The 25999-nt window shown below is 69.7% G+C and carries 26 protein-coding genes; 17 read left to right on the top strand and 9 right to left on the bottom strand.

Annotation, left to right across the window (positions count from 1 at the left end):
- Window positions 1–123: 123 nt before the first annotated feature.
- A complete protein-coding gene (locus AC068D_RS34435) occupies window positions 124–630 on the top strand; it encodes a DinB family protein (protein WP_478827070.1) in 507 nt (168 codons plus the stop codon).
- 45 nt (window positions 631–675) lie between these two features.
- Here the strand turns inward: AC068D_RS34435 and AC068D_RS34430 are convergent, their stop codons facing one another.
- The 3 genes from AC068D_RS34430 to mptB form a co-directional block, all read right to left on the bottom strand.
- Window positions 676–1203: a hypothetical protein gene (locus AC068D_RS34430; protein WP_478827069.1), complete on the bottom strand. Its 528-nt coding sequence runs from the start codon at window positions 1201–1203 to the stop codon at window positions 676–678.
- 98 nt (window positions 1204–1301) lie between these two features.
- Entirely contained in the window at window positions 1302–1772 is a 471-nt protein-coding gene (locus AC068D_RS34425) for an RHS repeat-associated core domain-containing protein (protein ID WP_478827105.1), read from the bottom strand.
- A 133-nt stretch (window positions 1773–1905) separates the two neighbouring features.
- Window positions 1906–3378: a polyprenol phosphomannose-dependent alpha 1,6 mannosyltransferase MptB gene (gene mptB / locus AC068D_RS34420; RefSeq protein ID WP_478827068.1), complete on the bottom strand. Its 1473-nt coding sequence runs from the start codon at window positions 3376–3378 to the stop codon at window positions 1906–1908.
- A gap of 280 nt (window positions 3379–3658) precedes the next feature.
- Here mptB and AC068D_RS34415 point away from each other — a divergent pair, with 280 nt between their 5' ends.
- The 4 genes from AC068D_RS34415 to AC068D_RS34400 are packed head-to-tail and all read left to right on the top strand — an operon-like array spanning window position 3659 to window position 7868.
- Window positions 3659–4639 (top strand): alpha/beta hydrolase, encoded by a 981-nt coding sequence (locus AC068D_RS34415; RefSeq protein ID WP_478827067.1) that lies wholly within the window; start codon window positions 3659–3661, stop codon window positions 4637–4639.
- A gap of 22 nt (window positions 4640–4661) precedes the next feature.
- Window positions 4662–5882: an acyltransferase family protein gene (locus AC068D_RS34410; RefSeq protein ID WP_478827104.1), complete on the top strand. Its 1221-nt coding sequence runs from the start codon at window positions 4662–4664 to the stop codon at window positions 5880–5882.
- Window position 5883: 1 nt separating this feature from the next.
- Window positions 5884–7197 carry a sensor histidine kinase gene (locus AC068D_RS34405; RefSeq protein WP_478827066.1) on the top strand — a complete coding sequence of 438 codons (1314 nt, stop codon included), beginning with the start codon at window positions 5884–5886 and terminating at the stop codon, window positions 7195–7197.
- A complete protein-coding gene (locus tag AC068D_RS34400) occupies window positions 7194–7868 on the top strand; it encodes a response regulator (RefSeq protein ID WP_478827065.1) in 675 nt (224 codons plus the stop codon). The genes AC068D_RS34405 and AC068D_RS34400 overlap by 4 nt, the downstream gene beginning before the upstream one ends.
- Here the strand turns inward: AC068D_RS34400 and AC068D_RS34395 are convergent.
- Window positions 7832–8287, bottom strand: a complete 456-nt coding sequence (locus AC068D_RS34395) for an ATP-binding protein (RefSeq protein WP_478827064.1) — start codon at window positions 8285–8287, stop codon at window positions 7832–7834. The two genes, AC068D_RS34400 and AC068D_RS34395, sit on opposite strands and share 37 nt — an antisense overlap.
- A gap of 93 nt (window positions 8288–8380) precedes the next feature.
- Between AC068D_RS34395 and AC068D_RS34390 the strand changes: the two genes are divergently transcribed.
- The 5 genes from AC068D_RS34390 to AC068D_RS34370 all read left to right on the top strand — a co-directional run bounded on the left by AC068D_RS34390 (window position 8381) and on the right by AC068D_RS34370 (window position 12481).
- Window positions 8381–9175, top strand: a complete 795-nt coding sequence (locus AC068D_RS34390) for a helix-turn-helix domain-containing protein (RefSeq protein ID WP_478827103.1) — start codon at window positions 8381–8383, stop codon at window positions 9173–9175.
- Entirely contained in the window at window positions 9172–9408 is a 237-nt protein-coding gene (locus AC068D_RS34385) for a DUF397 domain-containing protein (RefSeq protein WP_478827063.1), read from the top strand. Before AC068D_RS34390 ends, AC068D_RS34385 begins: the two co-directional genes overlap by 4 nt.
- Window positions 9405–10781, top strand: coding sequence for a cytochrome P450 (locus tag AC068D_RS34380; protein ID WP_478827062.1), 1377 nt, complete (start codon window positions 9405–9407; stop codon window positions 10779–10781). The genes AC068D_RS34385 and AC068D_RS34380 overlap by 4 nt, the downstream gene beginning before the upstream one ends.
- Window positions 10782–11121: 340 nt before the next feature.
- Window positions 11122–11853: a formylglycine-generating enzyme family protein gene (locus tag AC068D_RS34375; protein ID WP_478827061.1), complete on the top strand. Its 732-nt coding sequence runs from the start codon at window positions 11122–11124 to the stop codon at window positions 11851–11853.
- Between the two features lie 94 nt (window positions 11854–11947).
- A complete protein-coding gene (locus tag AC068D_RS34370) occupies window positions 11948–12481 on the top strand; it encodes an SMI1/KNR4 family protein (protein WP_478827102.1) in 534 nt (177 codons plus the stop codon).
- Window positions 12482–12788: 307 nt separating this feature from the next.
- On the opposite strand, the gene AC068D_RS34365 is transcribed toward AC068D_RS34370, so the two are convergent.
- Window positions 12789–13415 (bottom strand): LppU/SCO3897 family protein, encoded by a 627-nt coding sequence (locus AC068D_RS34365; RefSeq protein WP_478827060.1) that lies wholly within the window; start codon window positions 13413–13415, stop codon window positions 12789–12791.
- 596 nt (window positions 13416–14011) lie between these two features.
- Between AC068D_RS34365 and AC068D_RS34360 the strand changes: the two genes are divergently transcribed.
- Window positions 14012–14377 (top strand): S24/S26 family peptidase, encoded by a 366-nt coding sequence (locus AC068D_RS34360; protein ID WP_478827059.1) that lies wholly within the window; start codon window positions 14012–14014, stop codon window positions 14375–14377.
- A 176-nt stretch (window positions 14378–14553) separates the two neighbouring features.
- Here the strand turns inward: AC068D_RS34360 and AC068D_RS34355 are convergent, their stop codons facing one another.
- Window positions 14554–15186, bottom strand: a complete 633-nt coding sequence (locus AC068D_RS34355; protein WP_478827058.1) for an alpha-ketoglutarate-dependent dioxygenase AlkB — start codon at window positions 15184–15186, stop codon at window positions 14554–14556.
- Between the two features lie 89 nt (window positions 15187–15275).
- Window positions 15276–16259: an aldo/keto reductase gene (locus AC068D_RS34350; RefSeq protein WP_478827057.1), complete on the bottom strand. Its 984-nt coding sequence runs from the start codon at window positions 16257–16259 to the stop codon at window positions 15276–15278.
- Window positions 16260–16356: 97 nt separating this feature from the next.
- Here AC068D_RS34350 and AC068D_RS34345 point away from each other — a divergent pair, with 97 nt between their 5' ends.
- The 3 genes from AC068D_RS34345 (at window position 16357) to AC068D_RS34335 (ending at window position 18834) form a co-directional block, all read left to right on the top strand.
- Window positions 16357–16953 (top strand): TetR/AcrR family transcriptional regulator, encoded by a 597-nt coding sequence (locus AC068D_RS34345; RefSeq protein ID WP_478827056.1) that lies wholly within the window; start codon window positions 16357–16359, stop codon window positions 16951–16953.
- 188 nt (window positions 16954–17141) lie between these two features.
- Window positions 17142–18353: a pyridoxal phosphate-dependent aminotransferase gene (locus AC068D_RS34340; RefSeq protein ID WP_478827055.1), complete on the top strand. Its 1212-nt coding sequence runs from the start codon at window positions 17142–17144 to the stop codon at window positions 18351–18353.
- Window positions 18354–18447: 94 nt separating this feature from the next.
- Window positions 18448–18834 (top strand): SCO4983 family protein, encoded by a 387-nt coding sequence (locus tag AC068D_RS34335; RefSeq protein WP_478827054.1) that lies wholly within the window; start codon window positions 18448–18450, stop codon window positions 18832–18834.
- Between the two features lie 359 nt (window positions 18835–19193).
- On the opposite strand, the gene AC068D_RS34330 is transcribed toward AC068D_RS34335, so the two are convergent.
- Window positions 19194–20333, bottom strand: a complete 1140-nt coding sequence (locus AC068D_RS34330) for a glycosyltransferase (RefSeq protein ID WP_478827053.1) — start codon at window positions 20331–20333, stop codon at window positions 19194–19196.
- A gap of 248 nt (window positions 20334–20581) precedes the next feature.
- Between AC068D_RS34330 and AC068D_RS34325 the strand changes: the two genes are divergently transcribed.
- Together AC068D_RS34325 and AC068D_RS34320 are read left to right on the top strand one after the other, a co-directional pair.
- A complete protein-coding gene (locus AC068D_RS34325; protein ID WP_478827052.1) occupies window positions 20582–21424 on the top strand; it encodes a hypothetical protein in 843 nt (280 codons plus the stop codon).
- 695 nt (window positions 21425–22119) lie between these two features.
- Window positions 22120–22959, top strand: coding sequence for a hypothetical protein (locus AC068D_RS34320; RefSeq protein ID WP_478827051.1), 840 nt, complete (start codon window positions 22120–22122; stop codon window positions 22957–22959).
- 205 nt (window positions 22960–23164) lie between these two features.
- On the opposite strand, the gene AC068D_RS34315 is transcribed toward AC068D_RS34320, so the two are convergent.
- On the bottom strand, window positions 23165–24988 hold the full coding sequence (locus AC068D_RS34315; protein WP_478827050.1) for a phosphoenolpyruvate carboxykinase (GTP): 1824 nt from the start codon (window positions 24986–24988) through the stop codon (window positions 23165–23167).
- A gap of 194 nt (window positions 24989–25182) precedes the next feature.
- On the opposite strand from AC068D_RS34315, the gene trhA reads away from it, so the two are divergent.
- Window positions 25183–25860 (top strand): PAQR family membrane homeostasis protein TrhA, encoded by a 678-nt coding sequence (gene trhA / locus AC068D_RS34310; RefSeq protein ID WP_478827049.1) that lies wholly within the window; start codon window positions 25183–25185, stop codon window positions 25858–25860.
- The last annotated feature ends 139 nt before the right edge of the window (window positions 25861–25999 follow it).

Genomic DNA, 25999 nt, shown 5'->3' with positions numbered 1-25999 from the left:
CGTGAACGGTCCGGAGCGGCTCCGGACTTGTCATGCGCATTGTCGAGGGCACCTTCCCCGCGATCAAGCCATCCTTTTCGGCCAGTTGACCATCCGTTCCGGCCCGAGGCCTACGGTGATTCCATGACGGACGCACGTACTCCCCCGCCCCTGCGCGGCAATGAGCGCGAGACGCTGCGCGCCTACCTCGACTACCACCGCGCGACCCTCGCCATGAAGTGCGAAGGCCTCTCCGACGAGGAACTGCGCCTGCAGTCGATGCCACCCTCTGCACTCTCGCTGCTCGGACTCGTACGGCACATGGCCGAGGTCGAACGCGCCTGGTTCCGCCGGGTGATCGCGGCCGAGGACGTCCCGCTCGTGTGGTCGGACGAGGGCGACTACCAGGTGGCGTACGACGCGACGGCGGCGAAGCGCTCGGAGGCGTTCGCGGCCTGGGAGGCGGAGGTCGAGCACGCCCGCCGGATCGAGCGCGAGGCGGAGTCGCTTGACGTCATCGGGCACCAGCCGCGATGGGGCGAGGACGTGTCACTGCGGCTGGTGATGCTGCACCTGATCCACGAGTACGCCCGTCACAACGGGCACGCGGACCTCCTGCGGGAGGGGATCGACGGGGTGGTGGGGGCGTGAGTCCGAGGTCAGTGTGAGAGGGAGGGCGTATTGCCGGTCCGCAAGTCATAGTGGAGCCAACGCCAAAACGAACAAGAGGAACGTCGCCCCCGGACCAGCCACCTCAGGAAGACCGAGGGTGTACTCCTTCCGGAATCGTCCGCCGTCGTGGAATTGAGTTTCTCCCGCCCTCGCGTTAACCGCCCGCCTGATGCTCTCCCTGGACGACCTGCCGAAGAAGGCGGCATCGAATGCCGTCACAGGAATCTGCCCGTGCTGCCGGGTCTCCATGACCAAGCTCAGCCGCCCCCGGCAGGTCAGGATCTCACGGTAGGGGATGAAGTATTCGGCGTATGCGTTGTTCACACGCACCCCCCAGTGCTCGATGGCGATGAACGGGTTCTGTAGCAACCGCCAGATCAAGTAGAGCGCGAACGGAACAGGCGCCAGCGATGCCACACGCGCAGACCAGTCATCGGAAGACATCGAGAATTGAACAAAGAATTCAGCGGCAACGATCAGGACTTGCGCGAGAACAGATATAACTAGTTTACCTGTCCGTCTCAGTCGCAGCTCATCACCTGCGGCAGACATACTCAACCTCCTTCGGAGTGAATTGCATTCGAAAGAGCCCGCCGCGCCCCGGGGCGGGCTCAGTCGGATTATTCATCAGTCCGGAAACATCCACCGAGTCAAGCGCCCGATGACTCCGCTGTTATTGCCGGATGTGTAGGCTTCTTGGATTCGCTCCATACCCACTTCCCACTGTTGTACCGGTAACCCGCGCTCATGCCACGCTCTTTAGACCAGCGTTCGTCGTTGGCAGAGTCTCCGCCGACCGGTCCTTCGGGGCCCAGCCCGTCGGGGTCGGACTTGGTGAGCGGGTTGTTGTGGGCGTAGCTGTGGGCGTTCATCTGTGCCGGGTCATCGTGGTCGATGATCGGGTCGACGGAGAGGAAGCGACCGAGAGTTGGGTCGTATTCGCGCGCACCGAGGTGGGTGAGGCCGGTGGGGTCGTTGGTACCGCCGACGAATCCTCGGGTGCCGAAGGCGGTGGACTGTTCCGATCGGAGTTGCCCGAAGGGTATTTGCTTGCGGCGAGTGATCGCCAGGGTTCCCATCGCGACGGCCGTCATCGCACTTCCCTGGTGGTCGCTGAGCAGATAGGAGGTGGTGGCTCCGGTTCGGACGGGCAGTGATGGTTTCCAGCGCCTACGGCGGATACCTCATGCTCGTCTGGCAGTACTCACCCTGATCAGAACCCACGACGCTGGGCGGCCCGCACCCCCGCGCCCCTCAAGGCCGCACCCCCGCCGCCTCCCCCGTCGGCACCGGCTGTGCCGGGATGGCCACATGGGGAACGGTTGCAGCCGGGGACGAGCGGCGCAGGGCCAGGATGCCCGCCGCGCCCGCCAGCGCTCCGAGCACGAAGCCGTAGGGAGGGGTGTGGCCCGAGGGCTGGGTCTCGTACACGAGGGCCGCGGAGAGGACCATCACGACGTGGACCGCCCTGTCGTGCGTACGACCCGGGTCGGCGGTCGCGGCAAGTACCGCCGTGCCCCACAGCAGATACCAGGGCTGGACCATCGGTGAGAGGGCGACCAGCGCCAGTAGGGAGAGGCCGAGGCCGCGGACGGGGTGCAGTTGCCCGCGCAGAACCCGGACGGCCAGGAAGGCGATCACCGCGAGCGCGGCGGCGAGTCCCAGACTCTGCACCACGCCCTTGACCGCCGCCGGGTCCGTGCCGGCGACCAGCCTCGCCAGCTGCCCGGCGGCGAGACCGAGGTCACTGGTGAGGGAGAGCGGGGTGTGTATGGCCGCGGCGACGCCCTGGGTCCTCAGCCAGCCGAATCCGGTACCGCTCAGCAGAGTGGTCACGGCCACGACCGAGGCGGCGACCAGCCCGGGGCCGAGCATGCCCTTCGCCGCACGCCCGAGGACCGGCCCCTGCCCGGCCCGGAAGACGATCACTCCGATGAAGAGCAGTGCGACCGCCGCCGGTGACTTGACCGTCATCGCGAGCGCGACGAGCGCGCTGCCGAACAGCCACCGGCCGCGCAGTGCGTGGACCAGACCGGTCAGCATGAGGCCGATCATCAGACCGTCGTTGTGCATGCCGCCCACGACGTGCATCAGAAGCAGCGGGTTGAGCGCCGCCAGCCACAGTGCCCTGTTCTCGTCGGCGCCGCACTCCACGGCCAGATCGCGTACCGCGCGGACGATCAGGACGAGCGCTCCCACGGCCAGCAACCGCATCAGGAGCACGGCGGGCACGATGGTCCCGCCCGTCACCCACGCCACGCCCTCGGCGAGGACGAGGAAGGCCGGGCCGTACGGCGCAGGCGTGTCGGTCCAGTTCCCGCCCACGCTTGCGGCGGCGTCGGCACCGAGCGAGCCCGGGCCGAGCACCGACGGCCCGTACGCGTAGACGTCATGCCCGTCGAGGACCATCGCGCCCTGGGCGATGTAGCTGTACACATCGGCGCTGTAGAGCGGCGGGGCGAGCATCAGCGGTGCGGTCCACCAGACCAGGGTGACCAGGGTGCCGCGCACCCGGTGCTCCCGGTAGGTCCACCACGCCACGACGAGCAGCGTCAGCCCGACGTATGCGAGGACGGAAGCGGCAAGGGCCGTCAGGGAGCCCCGAGGCACCCAGAGGCCCCACGGGTCACGGGCGGGCAGCGTCCCGGCGGCGAACCCGCCGACAGCGATCGCGAGCGACCCGGTCGCCCCCAGCCGGCGCGCCCCGGCCGCACTCCGCATCCTCATGAGCAGCATGAGCAGTCAGTTCATCCCCACCCGGCAGGCCGGTCCGCACGAGCTCCGAGCGTACCGTCCCGCCCTCGCCCCGCCCCCGCCGCGTGCACGAGCCCGGCGGGTCGGGCCGCAGGTCAGGCTGTGCACGGCACCCGCCCGCACCAGTAATACCTGGGAGCTACGCGGAAGGTCGGCTCCCTGGTGTGACGCGAACGAGCAGGCCTGATCCCTAGCGTCTCCACCGGAAGCACGAAACGCATCCGGGACAAGAGGGACAAGAGGAGCAACCCCCATGGCAATGCGCCCCCGAAGGAGCCGGCTGGGCCGCGCCCTCCTCGCCTCGCTCATCATGACTTCGGTGGCGTGGCCGCTGTCGGGAGCGGCCGGTCCAGCAGGCGTGCCTGCGCCGGCTCCGCTCGCGACCGCTCCGCTGCGGGCCGCGACACCCGACGCCCTCGCCGAGCGGTACGCCGTCAACCGCGAGGGCATCCTCGCTGCGGAACGGACCGCCGAGGGGCACGGCGACCGGCGACGGGCCGCGGCGCTCCGCGCGATGGCGGATCCGGCGCGGCAGTTCCTGACCTTCGACGGCCGCGACGGCGGCCGCACCGCGGAGGTCTTCGGCGATCTGTCCAGCGCCGGGCGCATCGCCGTGCTGGTACCGGGCTCCGACACCAGCCTCGACACCTACGAACGCCTCCGGAACGGCGCAGCGGCGCTCCGGAGCGAGCTGGGCGGACGATCGGCCGTCATCGCCTGGCTCGGCTACCGGACGCCGGGCACGGTGAGCCCCGAGGTGCTCACCCCGGGCCGCGCGGAGGAGGCGGCGCCCCGGCTGCGCTCCTTCACGGCGGAGTTGAGCGCGGCGAAACCCGATGCCCGCATCTCGCTCGTGTGCCATTCCTACGGCTCGGTGGTCTGCGGCCGGACCGCGGCCGCGCCTGCGGACATGACCGGCCTGGCGAACATCGTGCTCTACGGCAGCCCCGGAGCCGGCGTCGACAGCACCGCCGAGCTGCGCACCTCGGCCACCGTCTGGGCGGGCCGGGGAGCCGACGACTGGATCGGCAGCGTCCCCCACACACGGCTGCAGCTGCCGTTCGCCGAGATCGGCCTGGGGACCGACCCCGTTTCACCGGAGTTCGGCGCCCGCGTCTTCACGGCGGGCCAGGGCGGCCACAGCGACTACCTCGAGCCGGGTTCCGTGCCCCTGAGGAACATCGCCCTGATCGTCGCCGGAAGGGCCCCTGCCGAGGAGGACGGTCGTGCGTGATCTCGTCCGGCGGGTCCGGCGGATCGAGGCCGCAGCCGTCGTCCGGCGGGTCCGGCGGATCGAGGCCGCAGCCGTCGTCCGGCGGATCGAGGCCGCGACTCCCCCTGACCGCGACCGCGCCGTGGACGCCCTGCGCGCCGTTGCCGTCCTCGGTGTGGTGCTGGGCCACTGGCTGCTGACCGCCCTGGTCGCCGACAGCGGGACGGTGCACGACGCCGGCCCGCTGCAGTACATGCCCGCACTCGCCCCCGTCTCCTGGATGTTCCAGGCCCTGGCGGTCTTCTTCCTGGTGGGCGGGAAGGTCGGCGCGACGAGCTACGCGAGGGCGCGTGTCCGCGGCGGGACATACGGGCAGTGGCTCCGCGCCCGGCTGGCCCGTCTGTTCCGGCCGGTCGCGGCGGTGCTGGTGGTGTGGACCATGATGGCGAGCGCCATGCTGGTCTCGGGCGTAGGGCCGGGCACCATGCACACGCTGCTCCAACTGGCGCTTTCACCCCTCTGGTTCCTGCTGGTCCTCGCGGCTCTGACGGCAATGACCCCGCTGGTCGCCCAGCTCAGCGCGCTGTGGCCGCTCGCCGTCGTGCTCCATGTCGACGTGGTCCGCTTCGGACTGGACGGGTCCGCGTGGCCGCCCTGGATCGGCTGGCTCAACGTCCCGGCCGGCTGGCTGGTGCCCTACTGCCTGGGAGCGTCCTGGGCCCGGCGCGGGCGTCCGGATCGCAGGACCGGATGGGTGCTGCTGCTCGGCGGCGCCACCGTCACCGCCGGACTGGTCCTGACCGCCGGCTATCCGGCCGCCATGGTCGGCGTCCCCGGGGCGGAGATCTCCAACCTCAACCCGCCCACCCTCGCCGCGGTCACCTTCGGTGTCGCCCAGTGCGGTGCGGCCCTGCTGCTGATCGGACCGCTGCGGCGGATGCTGCGGCGCCCTGCAGCGTGGGCGGCCGTGGCTCTGTTCAATCTCTCCGCGGTGACTGTCTTCCTCTGGCATCAGACCGCGATGATGGCGGTCACCGCGACCGGTCTGCTCACGGGCGGGACCCTGCCTGGACTGCACACGCGCCCGGACGGCGCCGGCTGGTTGCTCGCACGGCTGCTCTGGCTGCCGGTGTTCGCGATGGCACTGCTGGCGTGCTGGACCGCATTCCGTACGTATGAGCAGAGGCGGGGCCCGAACCGTCACGGATCCAGGATCGTGCGCGGACAGCGGCCTGCCCGGCCGACGACGAAGGGGCTTACCTAGGATGACGGTTGTGGGCGAGGGGGGCGGTACGAGCGCGAGCCGGTGGCGGCGGCTGATGACGGCCGTCGCGGCCGCACCGCGTGCCGTGCGCGACGACCTGTGGACGGTGGCCCGCGACCCGTTGCCCCGAACAGGCTGGCTGGGCTGGCTGCCGCACGCTCACGCGGTGCTGTTCGCGGTGCTCATGCTCCACCTCAACCTGACGCAATACCCCGAACAGAAGCCCAGCTGGGGGCTCGTGGCACTGCTCGCCTCGCTCCAGTCCGGAGCCGCCGTCATCGCATTGTGGCGTCCGGTGCCCGGCTGGTGGCTGTCGACGGTCGCACTCTTCGTGATCGCGGAAGTCGGCGAGACCGCCTGGTACGACCTGCATTGGCCCTGGAACGTCTCAACGGCCGCCCTTCACACCCTCGTACTGCTTCTCCTGGCCTTGCGGATCCCCCCCAGGGCCTCGGTCGCAGCACTGGGCATCACCGTGCTTGCGGTAGCGGTCAACACCGCCCTCGCGGATCAGGCCCAGACGGGTGACCCCATGCAGTACGGCATCATTCCCTTCGGGGCGGCCGTACTGGTCGGCGCCTCCCGGCGCACGAGCCGGGAGGCAGGCATCCGGCTCGTCGAGCAGCAGGTGCTGACCGCCGAGGAGCGGGCGCGCAGGACCCTCCTGGAGGAACGCAACCGCATCGCCCGTGAGCTCCACGACGTGGTCGCCCACCATATGTCGGTGATATCCATCCAGGCCCAGGTCGCCCCGCACCTGACCGAGAATCCCTCGGCCGAGCTCAGGGAAAACCTCGCGGGCATACGCGGGAACGCAATCGAGGCCCTGACCGAACTGCGCCGTGTGCTGGGCGTGTTGCGCTCCGAGGACACCCGGGCGGACGGGGTCCGGCATGCCCCGCAGCCCACCCTCGACCGGCTGGACGAGCTCGTCGGCAATGTGCGCGGCGCCGGGCTCACGGTCACCACCGAGACCACCGGCGAACGGCGAGCGCTGTCGCCGGGCGTCGAACTGTCGGCCTTCCGCATCGTGCAGGAGGCCCTCAGCAACGCGATGCGGCACGCGCCGGGAGCAGCGGTGCGGGTGGAGATCGCCTACCGGGCGGACGGCCTTGCGATCCGGGTCATCAACACCGCGCCCCGCACACCCCCTCCGCCGTCGCCGGGCGCCGGGCACGGGCTGCTGGGCATGCGCGAGCGCGCCGCCATGCTCGGCGGCGAACTCGTCACCGGTCCCACTCCCGACGGCGGCTACGAAGTGACCGCCGTCCTGCCCACCGACGCATCCGCTCCCCTTGCCGAGGCCGCCCCATGACGACACCTGTCCGCGTCCTGATCGCCGACGACCAGATGATGGTCCGCCAGGGCTTCACGGTGCTCCTGAACGCCGAACCAGGTATCGAGGTCGTCGGCCAGGCCGTGGACGGCCTCGACGCCCTCGACAAGGTCGCCGAACTCACGCCGGACGTGGTCCTCATGGACATCCGGATGCCCGGGCTCGGCGGCATAGAGGCCACCCGCCGCCTCACCGAACCGGCCGGCTCCACCGTCAGGATCCTCGTCCTCACCACCTTCGATCTCGACGAGTACGTCTACGAGGCGCTGCGCGCGGGCGCCTCCGGGTTCCTTTTGAAGGACGCCTCAGCGGCGGAACTCGCCCATGCGGTACGCGTGGTGGCGTCCGGCGACGCCCTGCTCGCCCCGAACATCACGAAGCGGCTCATCACCGAGTTCTCCCGGATGACCGGCGCCGCCCGCGTCCCGCTCAAGGAGCGCATCGGCACCTTGACCGAGCGTGAGACCGAGGTCCTGTCCCTGATCGCCCAGGGGCTGTCGAACGCGGAGATCGCCCAGCAGCTGGTGGTCGCGGAGCAGACCGTGAAGACCCATGTGGGCCGGATCCTGGTCAAACTGGGCCTGCGCGACCGTACGCAGGCCGCGGTCTTCGCCTACGAGACGGGACTGGTCCGCCCGAGCGGATACTGATCCGCCGCCGGGGCGGGGACAGCGGCGGGCGACAGCACGCACCACACCGTCTTGCCGACACCGCACGGGCGCGGGTGCGCACCCCAGGCGTGGGCGAGCGCGCCGACGAGGGCGAGACCGCGTCCGGACTCGTCGTCGGGAGCGGCGTCGCGTGGAGCCGGCAGTACGTCGGAGGCGTCCGAGACCTCGATGCGCAGGGACTCGTCCCCTCGCAGCACACAGCGTGCCCGGATCTCCCGGCCGGGCGAGACCCGGGCATGCCGGCAGGCGTTGGTCATCAGCTCACTGAGCAGCAGGAGGGCCGTGTCCGTCGTGTCGTCCGGGAGCTTCCACTCCCTCGCCTGCTCGGCCAGAAGTGCGCGGGCGCGGCCCACGCTGCGGGGGTGGCGCGGAAACCGCCACTCGATGTGCTGATTCATGGCTCACAGGCTGCTGGCGCGGGCATAGCCTCGAGGAGTAACTGCGTGGGTACGAGACGTGGTTGTACCCAGCGCGTCCCGGGAGGCGGATCCGTGAGCGAGGCGTGGCGGTACTGCGGCAGCCAGATCAAGCTGTGGCGAACGGAGGCGGGGATCACGCGCGAGCAGCTCGGGAAGGAGGCCAACTACGAGTACGAGACCGTCAAGTCGATGGAACAGGGCCGCCGGAAACCGAGTATCCGACTGCTCCAGGTCGCGGACCAGCTGTGCGGGGCTGGCGGGAAGCTGCTGGCGGCGCAGGAGTTCCTGAAGCCGGAGCCGTTTCCGGCGCGGGCCCAGGAGTTCATGGCGCTGGAGGCCGAGGCCATCGCGCTGCATTGGTTCGAGCCGCTGTTGATTCCGGGACTGCTGCAGACGGAGAAGTACGCGCGGGCACTGATCAGCGAGAGCTGCCCACCGCTGGACGACGAGACGGTGGAGGAACGGGTGAGCGCGCGAATGGTGCGGCAGGAGGCGCTGACGCGCAGGACCGGCACTCTGTTCAACTTTGCGCTGTACGAAGCTTCGCTACGGACCATGACAGGTGGCCAGGAGGCGATGCGGCAGCAGCTCGCACATCTACTCCAGGCGGGAGAGTTACGGAACACGTCGATTCAGATCGTGCCCATGGGGCGGTGCAACGGCCTTGCGCTCACCGGTTCAGTGGTGCTGCTCGAGTCGCCCGAGCACGAACTGTACGCATACTCCGAGGCTCAGACGACGAGAGCGCTCTACTCTGAACCGGCCAGGGTCAGCGAGCTGAGTCAGCGTCATGGCATGATCCGCAGGCACGCCCTCAGCGTCGAGGAATCGGCGGACTTCATCAAGAAGGTGGCGGAGGAGCTATGAGCGCCCAACTGACGTGGTTCAAGTCGAGTTTCAGCGATGACCAGGGCGGTGCATGCGTCGAAGTCGCCCTCGACCGACGGAAGTCCACCCACAGCGGCCCTGAGGCGGCATCCGTCGACGTCGCCACCGGCCCGCACACCGTCCACGTCCGCGACTCCAAGCTCGGCGGCGCCGGTCCCGCCTTCGCCGTCGCCGGAACCGCCTGGACCGCCTTTCTGGGCGGTGTCGCATGACGGCATCCGGTGCGAACGTTCCGGGACCTGCGGGCCTGCCCTTGCTCGGGTCGATGTTCGACCTCAAGCGGGACTCACTCGGCGCGTTCCTCAACGCGCAGCGCGGGCACGGCGATGTCGTGAGGTTCACCGCGGGCCCGCCCGGGCTGCGCATGGAGCTGTACGGGGTGTTCTCCGCCGAAGGAGCCCAGCAGGTGCTCGCCACCGACTCGGCCAACTTCCGCAAGGACAACCAGTTTTACCAAGAGGTGCGGGAGTCCTTCGGCAACGGACTGCTGACCAGCCAGGACGAGGACTACCTGCGGCAGCGCCGACTGATGCAGCCGCTCTTCACCCGCCGACGCGTCGACGGGTACGCAGGGGCCGTCACGGACGAGACCGCCTCCCTCCTGGCGAGCTGGCGCAACGCGCCCGACGCCACCATCGATGTCGTCGACGAAATGACGCGGCTCACCCTGCGCGCGGTGGCCCGCATCCTGTTCGGCGTGGATGTCGAGGCTGCGGTCGACGTCGTGGAGCGCTGCTTCCCGGTGATCGGCGCCTACACGCTCCAGCGCGGTTTCTCGCCCGTCAATCCGCCCCGCAGCTGGCCGACTCCGACCAACCGCAAGGCTGCGGCCGCGATGGACGAGCTGTACGCGGTGTGCGACGGGATCATCGGGAAGCGGCGCGCGGAGGGCGACTCGGCGACGGGCGACGACCTGCTCACTCTGCTCACACAGGCGGAGAGCGGTGAGGAAGCCGGCCTGGACGCCTCCGGGATCCGGGACCAGGTTCTGATCTTCCTGCTCGCGGGGCACGAGACGACCGCAACCTCACTGGCGTTTGCCCTGCACCTTCTCGCCCGCCATCCCGAGCACCAGACCCGGGCGCGGGCCGAAGCGGTGCGCGTGCTGGCAGGGCGGACGCCCGAGGCGTACGACATCGACGCGCTCCCCTACCTCACACAGGTGCTGAAGGAGGCCATGCGGTTGTATCCGGCAGCGCCCACCATCGGCCGGCGCACGGTCGCCGCGGCGCGGGTCGGTAATCACACGATCCCGGCCGGCGCGGATGTGGTCGTCTCTCCTTGGGTGACGCACCGGCATCCCCGTTACTGGGACGAGCCGGAGCGCTTCGACCCCGAACGCTTCACGCCCGAGCGGGAGAAGGCGCGGCACCGGTATGCCTGGTTCCCGTTCGGCGGTGGCCCGCGGGCATGCATCGGTCAGCACTTCTCGATGCTGGAGTCGGTGCTCGCGCTCTCGATGATCCTCCGGGCCTACGAGCTGCGGGCGGTGGATGTGGACGTGCCCGTCGGCACGGGAATCACCCTGCACGCGGCAGGTCCCGCACGCTGCTCGCTGCGCCCCCTCGACCAGGGCGCGGGGTGACCCCCGGGCGGGCCTCGCTCGTGGACGCCGGGGCCTGCCCTGCTCCGACCAGGTCCTGTCCGGGCGGTCTTTGAGGATCGGCCCGCGGCGTCGGATGCATGGGGTCTCCCCGGGCCCGCCAGGGCCGAGGTGACGCATCGCAGGACGGTGGGGGCACTCCCCCTGGCCCCGCCGGGGGTGCCCCCATCGGCGGGGCGGGGGAGGTCGCCCTCGTACCGGACGTACTCGGGCGGCTCCGACAACGCAGCGTGGCGGTGCCTCCCAGCGGTAGCCGGTGCAGTGCCGCAGCTGTCGTCGCGGGCCCGGGAGGATCGGCCGGACAGGACAAAGGATCATGACGATGGACGCGAGTGCAGACGACGAGATGGTCACCGTTGCGCGGGGGCGGGTGACGCTGTCGGACCGGCGGACACAACGCAGTTGGCCGGTCGAGCTCGCGCCGTACCGGATCGCGGCCTTCCCGGTCACGCAGGCGCGGTATGCGCAGGTCACCGGCCACCGGCCGAGCACCGCGCAAGGCGACCGGCTGCCCGTCGAGAACGTTTCGTGGTGGGACGCGGTCCGGTTCTGCAACGCGCTGTCCGAACGCGAGGACCGGACTCCCGCCTATCGCCTCGACGGCAGTGGTGGGACCGTCGAGTGGGAGCGGTCCGCCGATGGGTACCGCCTGCCGACCGAGGCCGAGTGGGAGCACGCATGCCGTGCCGGTACGACCGGTCCTCGGTACGGGGCGCTCGACGAGATCGCCTGGCACCGCGGCAACTCGGGCGAGCGGATCCACGACGTGGGCGGCAGACGCGCCAACGCCTGGGGCCTGCACGACATGCTGGGCAACGCCTGGGAATGGTGCTGGGACCTCTATGACGCCGAGGTCTACGGCAGTTACCGGGTACTGCGTGGCGGCGGGTGGTTCGACGAGCACTGGAGTTGCCGAGCCTCGGTACGGCGCCGCAGCCATCCGACCTTCCAGGTCGACGACGTGGGATTCCGTATCGCGCGCTCGGTGAACGACCCGGTCCGGGAAGGGGACTTGCAGTCGTTCCCGACCGTAGTCGCCGCCCGAATGCCGTGAGCGGACGCACCGGTCGGCGGACCTGCCTGCCAGGATCGTCCGGGAGCCCGCGCGCAGAAGTGTCAGTCCCTCCTGCCAGCATGCGGCCGTGACAATGACACCTGATCAGCGCCCGGACCCATCCACTCTCGATCTCCTGCGTTCCGCGTTCGCGCCCGAGTGGCGCGAGCCGGCACTCGGGCATGAAGCCGTCGAGGCATGGGAGACGGAGAACAGGGTGACGCTCCCGGAGCCCTATCGGACCCTGGTCGCCGAGATCACCAACGGATGCGGCCTCGGCCCCGCCGAGGACGGCCTGCAGCCGCTCGGCGTGCTCCCCTCGTCCTGGACCGGGGCCTGTGCGAGACACCCGGGGGAGCCGTTCCCCCTGGAAGGGGCATGGTGCTGGGAGGACGACGACTCGGTCGACGACGAGGACCCTCGGACCGACGCCGTCTTCTCCCACGGGTCGATCGTGCTCGGCGCGGAGGACAGCCAGTCGTTCTGGCTCCTGGTGACAACGGGACCGCAGCGCGGCAAGGTGTGGATGGTCGCGGACGTCGGCGCAGGCCCGGTGCCCGCGGACAAGCCGTGGGGATTCCTGGAATGGGTACGGCACTGGCAGACCGGCGAAGGCTGGTGGGACTGAGTACGCGTTCACGCCTCGGGGCGTGTTCCCCTTCTGTGCCCGTGCTCGTTCGGAGGCGTTGTCCGGGCCGGCGGTTACCGTCCTGTACGGCGACGAACCGGTGCGGTGCCCGGTCGAGTGGTCGCTCGTGGGCGAACACCGCCGTGGCCCTGGCGGGCTCTACGCGCCCGTGGCCCGCGGCCGGGTGAATACGGTCCTGATGGGGCGGGCACCGGCCGGAGTCCCACTGCCACGGACCGCCGGCCGCCGGTCCCGGCCCGTCGACATCACCTGCGGACTGCGACCCGACGCACACACCTGTTGAAGGTCACGTCAGCGGCCTGAGGCACATGGTGGTCGTCCCGCCCGGACCGTACTCGAGATTGGCGTAGTACTCGCCCTCGGCGCACGTCGTCCCGGCCTTGCCGAGCTGTCGGGACACCTCGAACTGGGCCTCGGGCGAACCGCAGTCCGTGACACGCAGGTCCTGCCGGCTCCAGTCGCCCTCGTTGCGTACACACTGGCCGACGGAGAGCGTCGGTGCCGTGCGGTCGCCGATGCCACTGTCCGTGTCGCCACCCCGGCCGTCGCCGACCAGCACCCCTATGACCAGCAGGACCGTCAGCGTCGCGAGGAGGAGGGCCACCAGCACGGCGGCGATGAGCACCGGGGGGCGGCGCAGCAGCGGGGTGCCGGGGTCCAGCGGTGGACGCAGACCGCCCGTGGGGCCGGGGAGTCTGCGGAAGCTCGACCACGCGCCGAGATTCACCAGCAGGGTGAACGGCGTGATGATCACGGACAGCGGGCCCCACCAGCCCTGCCACATGGTCTTCGCGGACATCTGGCGGACGGTGGCGAGTCCGCAGTCGCGGCAGAACGGCCCTTGCAGGCTCAGGAACCGCATCACGACGAGGAAGCCCTGGTGACCACGCACGGTGCCGGGTGCGGCAGGCACGGCCCCGCAGATCCGGCAGGGGGCCCCTCCGGGGGACGGCGGACAGCCACCGTGCGCCGGTGGAACACCGTACGCACCTTGTGTCTGTGGGGAGTTGTACGTGCCCTGCGGCGGGTAGGGGCCGTGCTGCGGAGCTGTGTACGGGCCGGGCTGCGCCGGATGCCCGGCGTACGGGCCCGCCGGCTGCTGCGGCGGCCACGACTGCGGGTTGGCGCCGTGCGGTGGTGGCGGGGTGGCCACGAAGTCCCCCTCGTTCTCGTGGTCATCACCGGGCAGGGTGAAGCTGACGAAAGGGAAGACCCTAGCCGCGACGCCGCGTGAGCGATACGCCGGGTCGCCGCTGCAGCACTGGTGTCGACCGCCGGCGACCACAACTCCCTGCCGTCCGGCTCACCCTCTCGCCGAGGTGCGGACGGCGCGGCAATCCGCACAGCGGCAGTCCGCGGCGCCCTGATCCCTCACCGGGCCGCCGCCTACCAGCCTCCCGGGCACTGCCCAACTGCCTGCCGGGGAGGGCCTCGTCGCCCGGCCGCTGTTCCTCGGATGCGAGACGAAAATCGGTGGGGGTCTCGGGCCGGGTCTGTCACGATCAGCGGATGGGTGCCTTGGATGCCGTAGCGGCCAGAATTGCCGGTGGAGCCACCGTGGGGTTCCGGCCCAGTGGTTCGTCGATGGTCCCGTTGATACGCAGTCGGCAGCAGGTGGTCGTTGCTCCCGTCGACCCGTCGAAGCTGGAGGTCGGGGACATCGTCCTCGCCCGTGTGGCCGGAACCGTGTATCTGCACCTGGTGTCGGCCTTGGACCCGGCCAGGAAGCGGGTGCAGATCAGCAACAACCGGGGCCGCGTCAACGGCTGGACCAGCCACGCCCGGGTCTTCGGTATCTGCGTTGCGGTTGACGGTGCTCCTCGGGCGGGCGCCGGGGCCAAGGTCCTCGCGGCCGACCCGAACAGCGCCGGCTGACGGCGAGAAGAGGGCAGGCATCTCCCCCGGCCTCCGGCCGGGTGGGGGCCGCCCGGCGGAGCCAGGAGTGCCAGGAGAGTGCCCGCCGTCCCGCGGTCCTTCGCCGCGGCCCTGACGTGCCCCAAGAGATGCACACGCCGTGCGCCGGTCCGCCGGGGACGACGGGACAGCAGTCCTCAGTTCACACCCTTCGGGCGGAACTGGATGCTGATCCTCGCCCCCACCGCGCGCGTGGTCTTGGGCACCGCGTGCTCCCAGGTCCGTTGGCAGGAACCGCCCATCACCACCAGGTCGCCGTGGCCGAGGGCCCTGCGGACCGGGGCGCGGTCACCGCCGCGGGGCCGCAGCACCAGTTCGCGCGGGGAGCCGACGGAGAGGATGGCGACCATCGTGTCCTCGCGGGCGCCGCGCCCGATGCGGTCGCCGTGCCAGGCCACGCTGTCGTGACCGTCCCGGTAGTAGCAGAGCCCCGCGGTGACGAACGGTTCGCCGAGCTCATCCATGTAGTGCGCCGAGAGCGCGTCCCTGGCCTCGGTCAGGACCGGATGCGGCAGGGGATCGCCTTCCCGGTAGTACGCGAGCAGGCGGGGCACGTCGACCTCGTGCTCGTACATCTGCCGTCGCTCGGCTCGCCACGGGACGCCGCGGGCCAGCTCCTCGAACAGGGCGTCTGCCCCGGTGAGCCAGCCGGACAGTACGTCCAGCCAGGCACCGTGCCCGAGCACCGTACGGCGGACGTCCTGCAGCGGACCGAGTCGGATCTCGTCGGTCTGGTCGAAGAGCGAACCCTGCAGATGGACTGCTGCCATGCTTCCAGGGTAACCAAGAAACCGAACAAATGAGCTAATCGATCGCCGCTGACCACGGCTGACCGCCCCTTCCGGCGGGGCGCGGGTGGTCAGCCGTTGAGCCACTGCATGAGCTGGGGCGAGTAGCGGTCGCCGGAGGCGACACCACGGGGCGCGACGGCTTCGATGGATGCGATGTCGTCGTCGGTGAGCGCCACGTCCAGGGCCGCGACGTTCTCCTCCAGGTAGCGGCGGCGCTTGGTGCCCGGGATCGGCACCGCACCCTGATGCAGCACCCAGGCCAGTGCCAGCTGGGAGGGAGTGACCGACTTCTCCTCGGCCAGGCGCCGGACCTCGTCGACGACGGCGAGGTTACGGGCGAAGTTCTCGCCCTGGAAGCGCGGGTCGGTGCGCCGGAAGTCGTCGTCCGCGAAGTCGTCCGGGGAGGTGATGGCACCGGACAGGAAGCCCCGGCCGAGGGGCGAGTAGGCGACGAGCCCGATACCGAGCTCGGTCAGGGTCGCCTTGACGTCATCGCCCTCGATGCCCCGCTCGAAGAGCGAGTACTCGGTCTGTACGGCGGTCAGCGGATGGACGGCGTGCGCGCGCCGGATGGTCGCGGCGGCGGCCTCGCTGATCCCGAGATAGCGGACCTTGCCTGCCGTGACGAGCTCGGCCATGGCCCCGATGCTCTCCTCGATGGGCACGTTCGGGTCGACGCGGTGCAGGTAGTAGAGATCGATGCAGTCCGTGCCCAGGTGGCGCAGGGAGCGGTCGGCGGCCCGGTGGATGTACTCGCGCCGCCCGTTGTGACCGACCATGGCGCCGTCGTCGGTGAGCTCGATGCCGGTCTTGGTGGCGATGACGGCCTTCTCACGGCGACCGGCGAGCGCCTTGCCGATCAGCTGCTCATTGACGAAGGGGCCGTACCCCTCGGCGGTGTCCAGCATGGTGACGCCGAGTTCCAGGGCCCGGTCGATCGTGGCCAGCGACTCCGCCTCGTCGATCGCGCCGTAGAAGGCGCTCATCCCCATGCAGCCGAGGCCTTCGGCTCCGACGACCAGCCCCTGGGATCCCACTGCACGCTGTTCCATCACATTCTCCTCACTAGGTAACTAACTCGTTAGTTTCAATATGAGGGAACGCTTCCCGCATGTCAATAACCAGATAGTTACTCTGTAGAGTGCGGGCATGGCAAGGGACTCCAGCGCGACCAAAGCACGTCTGCTCGACGCGGCCTTCACCGAGTTCGCCGAGTACGGCATCGCCGGAGCCCGGGTCGACCGGATCGCCGAGACGGCAGGGGCGAACAAGCGCCTCATCTACGTCTACTTCGGCAACAAGGAACAGCTCTTCGACCTGGTGCTCCAGCAGGCCATGGAGCAGGGCGCGGAGTCGGTGCCCTTCGACGCCGCGGACCTTCCCGGGTACGCCGGGGCGATCTTCGACCATCTGGCCGCCCGGCCGGCACTGATGCGGCTCGTCACCTGGAAGCAGCTGGAGCGCCCGGGCGCCGCACCCACCGTCGTCGAGGCCTATCGGGGCAAGATCGCCGCCGTCGCCGCGGCGCAGGCCGAGGGGCGGATCGACCCGGACTTCGATCCCGCCGACATCCTCACCCTCGTCCTGGCCCTGGCCCAGTCCTGGTTCGCCGCGCCGGGCGGTCCCGCGACCGATGCGGACGGCTCCTCATGGCGGGACCAGCGCCGCGAGCGACATCGCACCGCGGTCGTGGAGGCAGTGGCCCGCTTCGTGGCGCCCGCCGGCGCAACGGGACCCGGCCGCTGAGACATCCCCCGGCCATGCCGTCCGGCCACGACACCTCGATCGGGTGACACGGCAGGCCGTGTCACCCGGTCGAGGGGCGGCCCCCGAGGCCTGCTGCCCCCCACGACCTGCGCACGACCGCCCCGGCCGGACCGCGACGTGGCCGAAAACACGAAGCACGTCGCGCGGTACCCCCGTAAGCTCGCGTCATGCAGGTGATCCAGTCGACCAAGCTCGCCAACGTCTGTTACGAGATCCGGGGCCCGGTGCTCGAGGAGGCAATGCGACTGGAGGCGGCAGGTCACCGCATCCTCAAGCTGAACACCGGAAACCCGGCCGCCTTCGGCTTCGAGTGCCCTCCGGCGATCCTCGAGGACGTCCTGCGCAATCTCGCGGACGCGCATGGATACGGCGACGCGAAGGGCCTGCTCAGCGCACGCCGCGCGATCATGAGCCACTACGAGACCAAGGGCATCCCGCTGTCTGTCGAGGACATCTACCTCGGCAACGGCGTCTCCGAGCTGATCCAGATGTCGATGCAGGCGCTGCTCGACGACGGCGACGAGGTGCTCGTGCCCGCGCCCGACTATCCGCTGTGGACTGCCGCCGTCTCCCTCGCGGGCGGGACCGCTGTGCACTACCGGTGCGACGAGCAGTCCGACTGGATGCCCGACCTCGCGGACATCGAGCGGAGGATCACCGATCGCACCAAGGCGATCGTGATCATCAACCCGAACAATCCGACGGGCGCGGTGTACGACGACGAGATGCTGCGCGGACTGACGGAGATCGCCCGCCGCCATCAGCTGGTCGTCTGCTCCGACGAGATCTACGACAAGATCCTCTACGACGGCGTCACGCACACGCCGACCGCCGCGATCGCACCCGATCTCATGGTGCTGACCTTCAACGGGATGTCCAAGAACTACCGCGTGGCGGGCTACCGCAGCGGCTGGCTCGCGGTCTGCGGCCCGAAGGCACACGCCACCTCGTACATCGAGGGCCTGACGATCCTGGCGAACATGCGTCTGTGCGCCAACATGCCCGCCCAGCACGCGGTCGCCGCGGCCCTCCAGGGGCGGCAGTCGATCGAGGATCTGGTGCTGCCGGGCGGACGACTGCTGGAGCAGCGGGACGTGGCGTACGACCTGCTGACACAGATCCCGGGCGTGACGTGCGTGAAGCCGAAGGGAGCGCTGTATCTGTTCCCGCGCCTGGACCCGGACGTCTACAAGGTCAAGGACGACCGTCAGATGGTCCTCGACCTGCTGCGGACCGAAAAGATCATGGTCGTGCACGGGACGGGGTTCAACTGGCACGAGCCCGATCACTTCCGGATCGTCACACTGCCGAACGCCAAGGATCTGGCGGATGCGGTGACGCGGATCGGGAACTTCCTGGACGGCTACAGCCAGCCGTAGGCGCCTGCACACGGCCACTTTCCCGATCGGGCACAACTTTAGACAGGATCTAAGCTAGGATGGTCTCCTGACAGTGCGAGGGAGGCCATCCACCATGTACGAACCGATCCGCTCGAGGTCCGCCCACTCGATGGCCGACGCCTCCGACTTCCCCCACCGCACCCGCGAGGAGGAGCTGGACATCCAGCTCGCCGGGCATCTCGCCGCACTCCTCGCCGTCACCGACGAACTCGGGCTCGGCTCCGAGGCCGACCGCATAGCCGAGCAGGTTGCCCGGCTCCGCGGCACCCCGCCCGGGCGCCACGCAGCTCTGTCCGGCACCGCCCCCGCCGCACTGCACGACCGCGCCCTCGCCCTCGCCGGGCGCGCCCTCGTCGTCGCCGCCTCGCGTGCCGACACCGCCGCCGCGATCCTGGCCGCCGAGCGCATGGACGCACACACCGCCGCGCTGCACGACGCGCAGCTGGTCGGCGCCCCCTGACGGCCCCGGTCCGCGGGCCGTGGAGGCGCGCGGACCGGGTGCCACCCATGAAGGGTGGCGACGAGCACCTCCCGGACCCGGCGGGCCCGGTGGCCCCGGACCCGGCGGACCGGGCGACTCCCCGCCGCGCGGCCGAAGGTGCCCGCGCCGATGTGCATCAACCAGGGAACTGATGCGCCGGAGCGCCGACTTGGGCATCGGCTCGGCCCGTTCGCAGGGATGCAGGGTCCATCTGCCGGGCGCGCCGGCGATGGCGGGCGCCACCGCCCGTCCCCCGGCAGATGCGGCGGACACGGCCAAAGGACCCCGCCCCCGCTGCCCGAGGCCGGCCTGCGCGACCACCGGCCGCTTCGGAGGCTCTATCGCCTCGACTTCGCCTTGGGCGACTTCGCCCGCTTGCCTTTCGCCGATCCCGCAGCCGGTGGGCGCAGGATCGCGGAGAGGCGCCGGGCGGCGTGCTCGCGGTTGGCGAGCGTCTGCTTGCGATGCAAGTCGGGCAGAGCGGGCATGGTCAGGAGTCGGTCGCACGCCTGGAGCGAACCGGCCCAGTCCCCCACCCAGTACGCGGTGATCGAGAACTCGAACAGCATCCCCCACTGATACACCCAGGGGTTGAGGAACAGCAGATCGTCCGGCATGCGCCGGCCCAGGCCCGCGGAGGCGAAGGCATGCGCGGCGTGGTAGCGGCCCATGACACGCAGCCGTGAGGACAGTTCGTAGCAGGCTTCGAGACGTTGGGGCCGCGACTCCCAGGCCTGCACCAAGGTGTCCATGCCACCCGGCCAGTCACCGTTCTCGGCCTTGAGGACTCCGGCCTGCAGCAGGGAGTAGTAGACCTCCTCGGGCCAGCCGCCCATCCGCGCGCGCTGCTCGTAGAAGGCGATGGCCTCTTCCGCCCGGCCCATGTCGCGCATGGTCTGTGCCAGATAGAAGACGGTACGGCCGTTGTCGGGGTCCCGTACGAGTTCGGCCCGCAGCAGGCGCTCGTCGCGCTCGAACTTGTCGTGGCGCGAACCTCCGTCGGCGTGGTCCACGATGACCAGCGCATCGAGGTTCTCCTGGTCGGCCGGTTCGTCGGCGGTGATGTACTCATGGGTGACGCCCTCGTACCGCCAGGCGATGTCACCCCTGACCAGCCGCTTGATGCGGTACTCCAGATCTCCTTCGTGCCGCAGCATGTACGAGGCGGCCGTCAGGGGTGGGAGAACGCCGTCCTGCCGGATCACCAGATCGGCGTCGAGCAGGAGCAGATAGTCGGCCTTGCCGCGCGCATGGGCGATGTTCAGGCTGCGGTTGTGGCCGAAGTCGACCCACGGCTCTTCGTGGAGTTCGCCGGGAATTCCCTTGAGCGTCTTGCGGATCAGCTCCTGGGTGCCATCGGTCGACCCCGTATCGGAGATCACCCAGGTGGTGATGAGGTCACGGACCGATGCGAGGCAGCGTTCGATGACGCCGGACTCGTTCTTGACGATCATGCAGAGGCAGATGGACGGCTTCACGGCATCACCAATTCCCGCGTGTCTGTGCGCGACGCGAGGCTAGGCATCGGCTCGTCCGGCCCCACTGTGGCGCGCCGGTCATTGGTCCCATCGGGGGCTCAGGCTCGGCCGTTGTGTTGATCAATGCGCGCGCCTCACCTGGTCATTGCAAAGGGGACCGAATGATTCCGGAGGGAGGCCCACGGGTGTTTCGCTCCGGCGCACCGACCTCCGCAACCAGTTCGCACTAGAAGGAAGTAGGACGCTTCATGAGTCCTGAGAGCAGGACCGGATCCGGTCTTGGCCCGCGCCCGAAGCGGACCAGGGTGCTCACCGGCGGCGCGGTGGCGTCGCTGGCCCTCGTGATGCTGGGCCTCGCCAACCCCGCTCTGGCGGCCGCCCCCCACCACTCGACGACGGACGACGTGTTCCTGTCGGCGGCCGACAGGTGCTACTACACGTACGACGACCTCAGCGACTTCATCGCCAGCGGCGGCGACAGGGACAGGTGCAAGGGCAAGACCGGTCCCACCGGTCCGACGGGTGCCACGGGTGCCACGGGTGCCACGGGTGCCCCGGGTGCCACCGGCGCCACCGGCGCCACCGGCGCCACGGGTGCCACCGGCGCCACGGGTGCCACCGGTGCCACAGGCGCGCCGGGCACGGGCGGGTGTGTCGACATCGACTCCTACGCCACCAGCGGCGCAAAGGAGTTCAGCGCCGCGCTCCTGCCCGACGGGACGACCTGGGTCGGCCAGCGGCCCCACGACGGCATGGTCGACGGGGACGGCGACGGCATCGTCTTCGAGCCGACCGGGGACTACTCGTGGGAGAACCTCAGCGACAACGAGGGCTACGACGACATCACGGCCGAGATCCCCTGTGCCGTGTCCTTCACGGCCCAGGGCAACACCGCCTTCGTCAAGGTGCTCACTCTCGCGGGCATCGTGTGGGAAACCGAGGGTCGGGTCAACTCCGGTGCGGGACTCGCCCCCTTCGACTGGGAAGATGACTGGGACCCCATTGACGACCAGCCGGGAACGGTCCTGAACTTCCTGTCCGAAAAGGCCATCAAGGGCGTTCCGCAGGTCGCAGAGCACGTCAAGGACTAAGGAACCACCGAGCGGTCGGAACCTGCCGACCGATCGGGGTCCTGACGAAACAGCGTGATGCCGTGCCCGGGATGCTCCGGGCACGGCACACGTGCGTCCGCCGGACTACGCAAGGCACGCGCCGGAAAGGCCGGGGCCGCACGTACGCCGTTGCACGGAGCGGGCCCGAGCAGGATGCCGAGGACGTGTGCCGGCCCGTGCGATCCGCTCGTGGTTGATGAGCGCGCCGCCCTCGCAGAGCTCGGTAGTGAGCATGTTCAGCAATGGCACTCCAGGGTGAGGACTGTCTCGGCGGCCGACGTGAGCCAGGTGGTGCTGCAGCGGGCATGCCGGAAGATCCGCCAGGTCTTCAATGAGGGCAGGCCACGACTCGACGGGACAGCGGAGCCAGCCCAGGTCTCTTGTTCAACGACAATCGCAGAGCCACAGCGCGTCCTTCGCATCCGCCACGAGATGCGTGCCGACCTGCCGTCAGGCTCCCGGCCACGTCGCATCCGGTTCCCTGCTTGACGTGCTGCATCCGGCCAGGCCCATTTGGACGCTCCTCACTCGGCCGTTGTGTTGACCAATGCGCGCGCCTTACCTACCTCATCGCAGAGGCGACCGAATGATTCCGGAGGGAGGCCCACGGGTGTTTCGCTCCGGCGCACCGACCTCCGCAACCAGTTCGAACCACCAAGAAAGTAGGACACTTCATGAGTCCTGAGAGCAGGACCGGATCCGGTCTTGGCCCGCGCCTGAAGCGGACCAGGGTGCTCACCGGCGGCGCGGTCGCGTCGCTCGCCCTCGTGATGCTGGGCCTCGCCAACCCCGCACTGGCGGCTGCCCCCAGCCACCCGATGACGGACGACGTGTTCCTGTCGGCGGGCGACAGGTGCGACGGGTACTACGACTACGAAGACCTCGCCGGCTTCTTCGCTGACGACAGGGACCGGGACCGGTGCAAGGGCAAGACCGGTCCCACCGGCCCCACGGGCGCGACCGGCGCCACGGGCCCCACCGGCCCGACGGGAGCACCGGGTCTGGACGGTGCCACCGGCGCCACGGGCGCGACCGGTGCCACGGGTGCCACCGGCGCCACGGGTGCCACGGGTGCCACGGGTGCGACCGGGCCGTGCATCGAGTGGGACGCCGTCATCAAGGGTGGGCACCTGGGTGCGCCCATCATCGAGACGTGGGCGGAGCACGAGTACAACGCCCTCCTCTTCAACGGGCAGGTGTACGCCAACCGGGACACCCCTGCGGTCCCCGTCGATGTCGGCAACTCCCTGCCGGTCGGGAACACGCCGCCACTCACCTGCACCCTCGCCGTGACCTATGAGGAGGTAAGGACGCTCACGGCGGACCCGGACGACGTGGAGACCCCCATCCTGGACACCGTCAACGACTCCCGCAACGACAGGGTCATCATCAAGGCGCTGGAGACGGATGGCGATGCCCACTTCGCGGTGTGCAACCCGGCGCCCTACACTCTGGCCAATCCGAGCGGCCTCGTCTGCGGTCCCTTCGTGGCCGACGATTCCCTGGCCCCGTAGAGGCTCGAGGATTGAGGCGCGGTTTCCCGAGGGGTTGACCCGACCGGAAACCCTGACCCGATGAATGTGTGCCGTGCCCGGTCCGCCCGGGCACGGCACACGCACGTCTGCCCGCTGCCGCAAGGAGCCGGGCAGCGAAAAGGCCGCGGCCCGCCTCCGTACGCCGTTGTACGGTGCGGGCCCGGCCTCGGATCCGAGTGGGGGTTCAGCCCAGTCGGGCGACCAATGCGCGGTACTCGTCCCACAGCTCCTTCGGGGTGTGGTCACCGAAGGTGTTGAGGTGCTCAGGGACGAGGGCTGCCTCCTCGCGCCAGACGTCGGCGTCGACCTTGAGCAGGAAGTCCAGGTCCTCCTCGGCCAGCTCCAGGCCGTCGGTGTCCAGGGCCTCCCGCGTCGGCAGGATGCCGATCGGGGTCTCGACGCCCTCGGCCTTGCCCTCGAGGCGCTCCACGATCCACTTCAGGACGCGGCTGTTCTCGCCGAAGCCCGGCCAGACGAACTTGCCGGCGTCGTTCTTGCGGAACCAGTTCACGTAGTAGATCTTCGGCAGCTTCGCCTCGTCCGCGGTCTTGCCGACCTTGATCCAGTGGGCCATGTAGTCACCCATGTTGTAGCCGCAGAACGGCAGCATGGCGAACGGGTCGCGGCGCAGCTCACCGACCTTGCCCTCGGCGGCGGCGGTCTTCTCGGAGGCGACGTTCGCACCGAGGAAGACACCGTGCTGCCAGTCGAAGGACTCGGTCACCAGCGGCACGGCCGAGGCGCGGCGGCCACCGAAGAGGATCGCCGAGATCGGCACACCCTTCGGATCCTCCCACTCCGGTGCGGCGATCGGGCACTGCGCGGCCGGGACGGTGAAGCGGGCGTTCGGGTGGGCGGCGGGGGTGCCGGACTCGGGGGTCCAGTCGTTGCCCTTCCAGTCGGTGAGGTGGGCCGGAGTCTCCTCCGTCATGCCCTCCCACCAGATGTCGTTGTCGTCGGTCAGCGCGACGTTCGTGAAGACCGCGTTGCCCCACAGGGTCTTCATGGCGTTGGCGTTGGTGTGCTCGCCGGTGCCGGGCGCGACGCCGAAGAAGCCGGCCTCGGGGTTGATCGCGTAGAGCCGGCCGTCCTCGCCGAAGCGCATCCAGGCGATGTCGTCGCCGATGGTCTCCACGGTCCAGCCGGAGATGGTGGGCTCCAGCATGGCGAGGTTGGTCTTGCCGCAGGCGGACGGGAAGGCCGCGGCGACGTACTTGGACTCGCCCTGCGGCGGGGTCAGCTTGAGGATCAGCATGTGCTCGGCGAGCCAGCCCTCGTCGCGGGCCATGACCGAGGCGATGCGCAGGGCGTAGCACTTCTTGCCGAGCAGCGCGTTGCCGCCGTAGCCGGAGCCGTACGACCAGATCTCACGGGTCTCAGGGAAGTGCGAGATGTACTTCGTGCTGTTGCAGGGCCACGGCACGTCGGCCTCGCCCTCGGCGAGCGGAGCGCCCAGGGTGTGGACGGCCTTCACGAAGAAGCCGTCCTCGCCGAGCTCGTCCAGCACGGCCTGGCCCATCCGGGTCATGGTGCGCATGGAGACGGCGACGTACGCGGAGTCGGTGATCTCGACGCCGAGTGCGGACAGCGGCGAGCCGAGCGGACCCATGCAGAACGGGACGACGTACATCGTCCGGCCCTTCATCGAGCCACGGAAGATCCCCTTCTCGCCGGCGAAGATCTCCTTCATCTCGGCGGGGGCCTTCCAGTGGTTGGTCGGGCCCGCGTCCTCCTCCTTCTCGGAGCAGATGAAGGTGCGGTCCTCGACCCGCGCGACGTCCGTGGGGTCGGACGCGGCGTAGTAGGAGTTCGGGCGCTTGATCGGGTCCAGCTTCTTGAACGTGCCCTTGGCGACGAGCTCCTCGCACAGGCGGTCGTACTCGGCCTCCGAGCCGTCACACCAGACCACGCGGTCCGGCTGGGTGATGGCTGCGATCTCGTCGACCCAGGCGATCAGTTCCTGGTGGTTGGTGGGGACGCTGCTGGGAGCCGCGATGTCGCGCGCCACGATCGCTCCTAAGTGAGGGGTCTGAAGGTTGTTGCCCCGTGGGGGCTGCGACCCGGATGCTTCGTAGCCGCTCATCCGGTGCCGACCGCACTCATCTGATCATCCGTGCCGTCTGCCCATATGTCCAGAGGACCTCTCACGTGAGCATTGCCACTCGGGCGTTTCACCTACGCGCGCGTAGGTAGCATGCCGCCATGACAGCAGCCCCGCCTGACGTGACCGAAATGGATCCGCTGCCACTGAAGCCGAGGCTGCGGGGGTGGCTGCACGCGGGGATGTTTCCCGCCGTGCTCATTGCGGGAATCGTCCTGACGGCACTCGCGGATTCGACGCGCGGCCGGATCGCGTGCGGCATCTACGTGCTCACCGCCTGCCTGCTCTTCGGTGTGAGCGCCCTCTACCACCGGGGCAATTGGGGTCCGCGAGCCACGGCCGTGCTGCGCCGGCTCGACCACGCGAACATCTTTCTGATCATCGCCGGTACCTATACCCCGCTGACGCTGCTCCTCCTCCCCGACTCCACCGGGCGAGTGCTGCTGTGGGCGGTCTGGGCGGCTGCGGTGGCGGGAATCGCCTTCCGGGTGTTCTGGGTCGGCGCCCCCCGCTGGCTCTACACCCCGTGCTACATCGCGATGGGCTGGGCAGCGGTCTTCTTCCTGCCGGACTTCATGCGCAAGGGCGGCATCGCGGTGCTGGTGCTCGTCATCATCGGCGGGCTGCTCTACAGCGCGGGGGGCGTGATCTACGGGATGAAGCGGCCGAACCCGTCACCGCGCTGGTTCGGGTTCCACGAGGTCTTCCACTCCTTCACCCTGGCGGCCTTCGTCGTCCACTACGTGGGGATCTCCCTCGTCGCCTATCAGCACGGATAGGGTCTTCCGTTCGGATCAGGCCGGATCAGTGAGCGGGGTCTGGTGCGTGCGATCCCAAGGCGGAGGAAGGAGCCCACGCGGAGCGTGGGCGACCGACGACAACGCGGCGAGCGAGCGTGCCGCACACGAGCCCGGCAAG

It is taken from the genome of Streptomyces sp. NPDC043861 (genome assembly GCF_056435905.1).
This window is presented reverse-complemented; position numbering and strand designations above follow the sequence as displayed.